This is a genomic window from Stenotrophomonas sp. 2YAF22, from assembly GCF_052114665.1.
In the GTDB taxonomy this organism is placed as follows: Bacteria; Pseudomonadota; Gammaproteobacteria; order Xanthomonadales; family Xanthomonadaceae; genus Stenotrophomonas; species Stenotrophomonas indicatrix.
Genome location: NZ_JBFRFE010000205.1, coordinates 1 through 6,469, shown reverse-complemented (window position 1 = coordinate 6,469; position 6,469 = coordinate 1). Strand labels below are relative to the sequence as shown.

The 6,469-nt window shown below is 66.9% G+C and carries 6 protein-coding genes and 1 pseudogene; 3 read left to right on the top strand and 4 right to left on the bottom strand.

Annotated features, from left to right (window positions below; genetic code table 11):
- Positions 1-162, top strand: a pseudogene (locus AB4Y84_RS10055) (drug:proton antiporter); the annotation flags it as partial.
- Positions 163-325: 163 nt separating this feature from the next.
- On the opposite strand, the gene AB4Y84_RS10050 reads toward AB4Y84_RS10055, so the two are convergent.
- From AB4Y84_RS10050 to pdhA, 4 genes are read right to left on the bottom strand one after another with little or no spacing between them, the layout of a single operon-like run.
- Complete coding sequence (locus AB4Y84_RS10050; protein WP_442244461.1) at positions 326-1,720, bottom strand: dihydrolipoamide acetyltransferase family protein; 1,395 nt, start codon at positions 1,718-1,720, stop codon at positions 326-328.
- Positions 1,717-2,070: an SH3 domain-containing protein gene (locus AB4Y84_RS10045; RefSeq protein WP_025874583.1), complete on the bottom strand. Its 354-nt coding sequence runs from the start codon at positions 2,068-2,070 to the stop codon at positions 1,717-1,719. The genes AB4Y84_RS10050 and AB4Y84_RS10045 overlap by 4 nt, the downstream gene beginning before the upstream one ends.
- Before the next feature lies 1 nt (position 2,071).
- Entirely contained in the window at positions 2,072-3,139 is a 1,068-nt protein-coding gene (locus AB4Y84_RS10040; RefSeq protein WP_025874584.1) for an alpha-ketoacid dehydrogenase subunit beta, read from the bottom strand.
- Positions 3,132-4,214 carry a pyruvate dehydrogenase (acetyl-transferring) E1 component subunit alpha gene (pdhA, locus tag AB4Y84_RS10035; protein WP_032976633.1) on the bottom strand — a complete coding sequence of 361 codons (1,083 nt, stop codon included), beginning with the start codon at positions 4,212-4,214 and terminating at the stop codon, positions 3,132-3,134. Before pdhA ends, AB4Y84_RS10040 begins: the two co-directional genes overlap by 8 nt.
- Before the next feature lie 325 nt (positions 4,215-4,539).
- Here pdhA and AB4Y84_RS10030 point away from each other — a divergent pair, with 325 nt between their 5' ends.
- Complete coding sequence (locus AB4Y84_RS10030; RefSeq protein WP_140225246.1) at positions 4,540-5,415, top strand: tryptophan 2,3-dioxygenase; 876 nt, start codon at positions 4,540-4,542, stop codon at positions 5,413-5,415.
- Positions 5,416-5,594: 179 nt separating this feature from the next.
- Positions 5,595-6,469: oligopeptide:H+ symporter (locus tag AB4Y84_RS10025; protein ID WP_442250086.1), on the top strand; the 875-nt coding region annotated here is incomplete at its 3' end.

Here is a 6,469-nt window from a genome sequence, read left to right as displayed (position 1 = left end):
GCAACGGTGCAGCGCATGCACGACGAGTGGCGCGGGCTTGGCGTGCGCATCGCCCAGGCGCCGGTGACGCTGGAATTCGGCCACACCTTCGTCGGGGTCGACCCCGATGGTCACCGGCTGCGTGTCTACAGCCGCGCCGAGGGCATGGTCGCGCGCGATTGATCCTCCCCTGACGCAGAACAACGGCGAGCCCACCGCAGCGACAGGTCGTTCAGTAGATCCACGCGATGCGTGGATGGCGCGCGATCCAGCAGGCACAAAAAAACGCCGGGCAATGCCCGGCGTTTTTTCAACTCATGTGCCAACCAAGGTTGGCACCTACCGGTCAGCTGGCCAGAGCCAGATCGTCCATCATCGCGCGCAGGAAGCGGGCCGCTTCACCGCCGGTGGCGGCGCGGTGGTCGAAGGTCACCGACAGCGGAATGACCTTGTGCGCTTCCACGCCGCCCATCACCGGGGTCATCTGGTGGCGGGCACGGCCGGCACCGACGATGGCCACGCACGGCGGCACCACGACCGGGGTCGCGTAGCGGCCGGCGAACATGCCGAAGTTGGACAGCGAGATGGTGTAGCCGCTCAATTCCGAGGCCGCGATCGAACGCGCTTCCACCTGCTCGCGCAGACGGTTCACGCCTTCACGGATGCCACGCGCGTCGAGCATGTCGGCGTTGCGCAGGGCCGGCACGAACAGGCCGTCGTCGGTATCCACGGCGATGCCGATGTCCACCTGCGCGTGCAGGGTGCGGGTCAGCGCTTCACCGTCGAACCAGGCGTTCATCGCCGGCACCTTCTGCGCGGCGACCACGATCGAGCGCACCAGGCGCGCGGTGACGTCGTTGCCCGGCAACCAGGCGTGGATGTCGGCGTCGTCGTTCAGCGTGGTCGGCACGACCTTGCTGTGCGCATCGGCCATGACGCGGGCCATGTTGCGGCGCACGCCCTTCAGCGGTTCCGGCTGGCCCTTGGCGACCACGCCCGGCGGCTGGGTGCGCATCGGCTTGCCGGCAGCGGACAGCGGGGTGCGTGCGTCGGACTGTACCGGTGCGGCCACCTGGGCCGGCGCCGGTGCGGCGGCAGCCGGTGCAGCAACCGCTGCCGGAGCCGCGCCGATCTTCGCGCTGCCGTCGGCTGCGGCCTGTTTGACGTCGGCCATGGTCACCGCGCCATCGGCGCCGGTGGCACGTACGCGGCTCAGGTCCACGCCCAGCTTGCGCGCGGTGGCACGCACCGCCGGCACGGCCTTGACGCCGCCCACGGCCAGCGCCTGTTCGGCATGCACAGCGTTGGAGCTCTGCATCGCGCCGACCACGGTGCCGGCGTCATCACGCTCGGCGGCAGCCGGCTTGGCTTCTCCAGCGGCCACCGGGGCGGCTGCGGTGGGCAGCGGCGGTGGCGTCGGAGCTGCCGCAGCAGCCGGAGCGGCATGGCCGTGGCTGTGGCCGGTGTCCTGGCCGTCAGCACGCTGCGGCAGGTTCGGGTCCAGCGCGAAGCTGGCCAGCACCGCGCCGGTCGTGATGATGTCGCCGGCAGCGCCGGACAGCTTCAGCACCGTGCCGGAGAACGGCGAGGGCACTTCGACGACGGCCTTGGCGGTCTCCATCGAGACCAGCGGCTCGTCCAGCTTGATCACATCGCCTTCCTTGACGAACCACTCGACGATGGTCGCGTCCGGCAGGCCTTCGCCCAGGTCGGGCAGGTTGAAGTTCTTGGTCTGGCTCATTTGCAGTTCTCTTCCAGCAGTTCCAGTTCGCGGGCAGGCAACCAGCCCGTCGCGCCATTGGCGCGCTCGGACCACCACCACCCGCCGTGTTCGTGATGAAGCTTGACCATCTCGCCGTTCTCCACATCCAGCTCGCGGGCGTCGTAGTCGCGCAGGGCTTCGGCGCGACCATCGTCCAACAGCTGCAACCACGCTACCGGTGCCCATCCGGCGCGCCCATCGCTGGTGCGCACCCAGGCAAACGCCGGCCATTCCTCGTCACGTACACCTACTTCGACGATCTGGCCGGTGCGGAACCGGAGCGGGTTGGGATACTGGCTGCGGTAAGCCCCGAGAAGGCGGGCCCGCATGTCAGCCTGCCGCCACCGCGCGCTTGGCCGCCGCCACGATCCGCTCCACGCTCGGCAGATACTTCATCTCCAGGCGGAACAGCGGAATGTGGGTGTCGTAACCGGTAACGCGCTCGACCGGAGCCAGCAGGTCGTAGATCGATTCCTCGGCCAGGCGTGCGGCGATTTCCGCGCCGAAGCCCGCGGTCTTCGGGGCCTCCTGCACGATCACGCAGCGGCCGGTCTTGGCCACAGACTCGGCGATGGTGGCAAAGTCCAGCGGACGCAGCGTAGCCACGTCGATGACTTCGGCACTGATGCCTTCGCCGGCCAGCTTGTCGGCCGCTTCCAGCGCTTCCTTCACCTGTGCACCCCAGGTCACCAGGGTCACGTCGGTGCCATCGCGCAGCACGAAGCACACGTCCAGCGGCAGGGCTTCGCCGTCATTGACGACCACTTCCTTGTACTGGCGGTAGATGCGCTTGGGCTCCATGTAGATCACCGGATCCGGCTCGCGGATCGCGGCCAGCAGCAGGCCATAGGCGCGCTGCGGCGAGGACGGCAGCACCACGCGCAGGCCCGGTACGTTGGTGAAGATCGCTTCGTTGGCCTCGCTGTGGTGCTCCGGCGCACGGATGCCGCCACCCCACGGCACGCGCAGCACCATCGGGCAGTGCAGGCGGCCACGGGTGCGGTAACGCAGGCGCGCGGCGTGGCAGATGATGTGGTCGACCATCGGGTACATGAAGCCATCGAACTGCGCTTCGGCCACCGGCTTCATGCCCTGTGCGGCCAGGCCGATGGTGAGGCCGGCGATGGTGGTTTCATCCAGCGGGGTGTCGAGGATGCGGTCGGCGCCGAAGCGCTGCTGCAGGCCGGCGGTGGCGCGGAACACGCCGCCGTTGACGCCCACGTCTTCGCCCAGCACCAGCACCGACTTGTCGTGTTCCAGCTCCCAGGCCAGCGCCTGGGTGATGGCTTCGATGAGGGTGATCGGGGTGTCGGTCATGTTCTGTTCTCCGCGCGCGACGGCAGCGCTGTCGGCGGCGTTGGTATGCGCGCTGGACGCGCCGTTCTTGATCTCATCCATGGCGCTGCTCCAGGGCGATCGCCTGGGCACGCTGGGCCAGCAGGTCCTGCGGCGGGTCGGCATAGAGGAAATCGAACATCGCCTCGACCGGCTGCACCGGCGTGTTGAGGTACAGGTTCACTTCCTCGTCCACGCGCTTGCCGCATTCGGCGGTCCAGGCAGCTTCTTCTTCCTCGCTCCAGACACCGGCGTTGGTCAGGTACTTGCGCAGGCGCAGCATCGGCTCGCGCTGCCAGGCATCCTTCACTTCGGCGTCGTCGCGGTAGCGGCGCGCGTCATCGGCGGTGGTGTGGTCGGACAGGCGGTAGGTCATCAGTTCCAGCACGGTGCCGCCGTCGCCGGCCAGCGCACGCTCGCGCGCCTGCAGCATGGCGGCCATCACCGCGATCAGGTCGTTGCCGTCCACCTGCAGGCAGTGCAGGCCGCCGGCCAGGCCCTTCTGTGCCAGTGTCTCGGCACCGGTCTGCGCCGAACGCGGGACCGAGATGGCCCAGCCGTTGTTGACGATGCACAGGATCAGCGGCAGCTTGTAGGCACCGGCCGAATTCAAGGCCGCGTAGAAGTCGGTCTTGGAACTGCCACCGTCGCCGCATACGGCCACCGCGATCTGCGGTTCCTTGTTGAGCTTGAACTTCAGCGCAGCGCCTGCGGCGTGCAGGCACTGGGTGGAAATCGGCACGCAGAACGGGAAGTCCTTGGCGGCATTGCCGCCGTAGTCGTTGCCGCGCTCGTCGCCGCCCCAGTACATCAGCACGTCGTGCGGGCGCACGCCACGCATGAACATCGCGCCGTACTCGCGGTAGGACGGTGCGAACACGTCGTCCTTCTGCATCGAGGCGCCGATGCCCACATGCGCGGCTTCGTGGCCGAGGCATGCGGCGTAGGTGCCCAGCTTGCCGGTGCGCTGCAGCGCGATCGACTTGCCGTCGAACACGCGCACGAACAGCATCTGCTTGAACATCGGCAGCAACGCGCGTGGGTCGCGCAGGGCTTCGGGCAGGTCATCGCGGACGAGCGTGCCGTCCGTGTCCAGATACTGCAGGTATTCGATCTTGAACTCAGCGGCAACCGTCATTGCGTACTGCACCTTCGACAGAGAAGTTACAAATGATATGAATCGCCATGTTAAGGAATGCGTACGAAAAAGCCGTCCTGCGGCGCAGCACGGCCTACCGGCCTTTGTACCCCCCACCGGGTCCATGATGCCAATAACTTCAACGTATTCAGCCATTGCTGCAAAGCATCACAAACGACGCTGGGCTGAGCGCCAGTAGAACGGCGCAAACGGTTCCACGCGCAACCACCGTTCCACAGCCCTACCGCACGCCCCGGTACGGTCATCGCGGCTGCCAGCGCGGCGGCAACGCGCTACCCTTGCCGCCCCCGATCTGGTCCCGCCCATGTCCGTCGACAACAACCAACGCGATCTCGAAGCCGGTATCCACACCGATCTGCAGGGGCGGCTGACCTACGGCGGCTACCTGCGGCTGGACCAGCTGCTCAGCGCGCAGCAGCCGCTGTCCAACCCGCCGCATCACGACGAGATGCTCTTCATCATCCAGCACCAGACCTCCGAGCTGTGGTTGAAGCTGCTGGGCCACGAGCTGGGTGCGGCGATCGGCTTCCTGCAGCGCGATGAGGTCTGGCAGTGCCGCAAGGTGCTGGCGCGCAGCAAGCAGGTGCTGCGCCAGCTGACCGAGCAGTGGTCGGTGCTGGAAACGCTCACCCCGTCCGAGTACATGGGCTTCCGCGACGTGCTGGGTCCGTCCTCGGGCTTCCAGTCGCTGCAGTACCGCTACATCGAGTTCCTGCTGGGCAACAAGAACGCGCAGATGCTGCAGGTGTTCGAGCACGACACGGCCGGGCAGGCGCAGCTGCGCACCGTGCTGGAGGCGCCGAGCCTGTACGAGGAATTCCTGAAGTACCTGGCCCGCTTCGGCCACGCCGTGCCGGCGGTGTACGAGGCGCACGACTGGACCCAGCCACACGTGGCCGACGACAGCCTGCAGCCGGTCTTCGAACGCATCTACCAGGACACCGACCGCTACTGGCGCGAGTACGCGCTGTGCGAGGACCTGGTGGACCTGGAAACCGCCTTCCAGCTGTGGCGGTTCCGCCACATGCGCACGGTGATGCGGGTGATCGGCTTCAAGCGCGGCACCGGCGGCTCGTCCGGCGTGGGCTTCCTGGCCAAGGCGCTGGAACTGACCTTCTTCCCTGAATTGTTCCAGGTACGCACCACCCTGCAGGTCGCGCCCCCGCCGGATCTGGCCTGATCCCCATTCAGCTTGGCCGCCCGCGGCTGGCTGGATCGTTTCAGATGCAAGTTCAGCGAGCAGGCTGCGACCTGCCTCAAACGGCGTGTATTTGACGTGAACGCCAGAAGTCGGTGATCCTCGCGCGTTGCTTCACCGCACATCGGACGTGCCTCCATCCACCGAACCAGGAATTCCGCATGAGCGTAAACGCCACTGCGAACACCCCAGAGCCGGCGCTGCCGGACTTCAACACCACGATGGGCCACCCGCGCCCGTTGTGGATGCTGTTCATGACCGAGTTCTGGGAGCGCTTTGCGTTCTACGGCATCCGCTGGGCGTTGGTGCTGTACATCGTTGCCCAGTTCTACAACGGCAACGCCGCCGGTGAAGGCGACGCCAGCCGCATCTACGGCGCCTACCTGGCGCTGGTGTACGCCGCGGCGATCTTCGGCGGTTACGTGGCCGACCGGGTACTGGGTTACCAGCGCTCGATCCTGACCGGCGCGATCATCATGGCCGTCGGCCTGTTCATGATCTCGCTGCCGCAGGAGCACATCTTCAAGCTCGGCCTGGCCACGATCATCGTCGGCAACGGTCTGTTCAAGCCCAACATCTCGACCATGGTCGGCAAGCTGTACGGCCTGAAGGACGAACGCCGCGACTCGGGCTTCACCATCTTCTACATGGGCATCAACATCGGCGCGATGATCGCTCCGGTGCTGACCGAGTACCTGGCCCGCAAGGTCTTCGGCACCTCGGAAATGCCGTCCTACAAGGTCGTGTTCATCGCTTCCGGCGTGGGCATGCTGATCTCGCTGGTGTGGTTCTACATCGGTCGTGCCGGCCTGAAGGGCATCGGTGCACCGCCGGCCGGTGCCGAAGGCTTCGGCCGCATCGTCATGGTGCTGGTCGGTTCGCTGTTCGCCATTCCGGTGGCCTACTTCCTGCTCGCCACCGGCGCCACCGCGCTGGCCTGGATCCTTGGCGTGATGTTCGCTGCCCTGGCCGTGCTGCTGCTGGTGGAAGGCATCCGCGAGGGCAAGGTGCAGCGCGACCGTGTGATCGCCATGCT

Excerpts from the sequence above, each read along its gene's own strand:
- AB4Y84_RS10050 (WP_442244461.1), bottom strand. The coding sequence starts at position 1,720 with ATGAGCCAGACCAAGAACTTCAACCTGCCCGACCTGGGCGAAGGCCTG.
- AB4Y84_RS10045 (WP_025874583.1), bottom strand. The coding sequence starts at position 2,070 with ATGCGGGCCCGCCTTCTCGGGGCTTACCGCAGCCAGTATCCCAACCCG.
- pdhA (WP_032976633.1), bottom strand. The coding sequence starts at position 4,214 with ATGACGGTTGCCGCTGAGTTCAAGATCGAATACCTGCAGTATCTGGAC.
- AB4Y84_RS10030 (WP_140225246.1), top strand. The coding sequence starts at position 4,540 with ATGTCCGTCGACAACAACCAACGCGATCTCGAAGCCGGTATCCACACC.
- AB4Y84_RS10040 (WP_025874584.1), bottom strand. The coding sequence starts at position 3,139 with ATGGATGAGATCAAGAACGGCGCGTCCAGCGCGCATACCAACGCCGCC.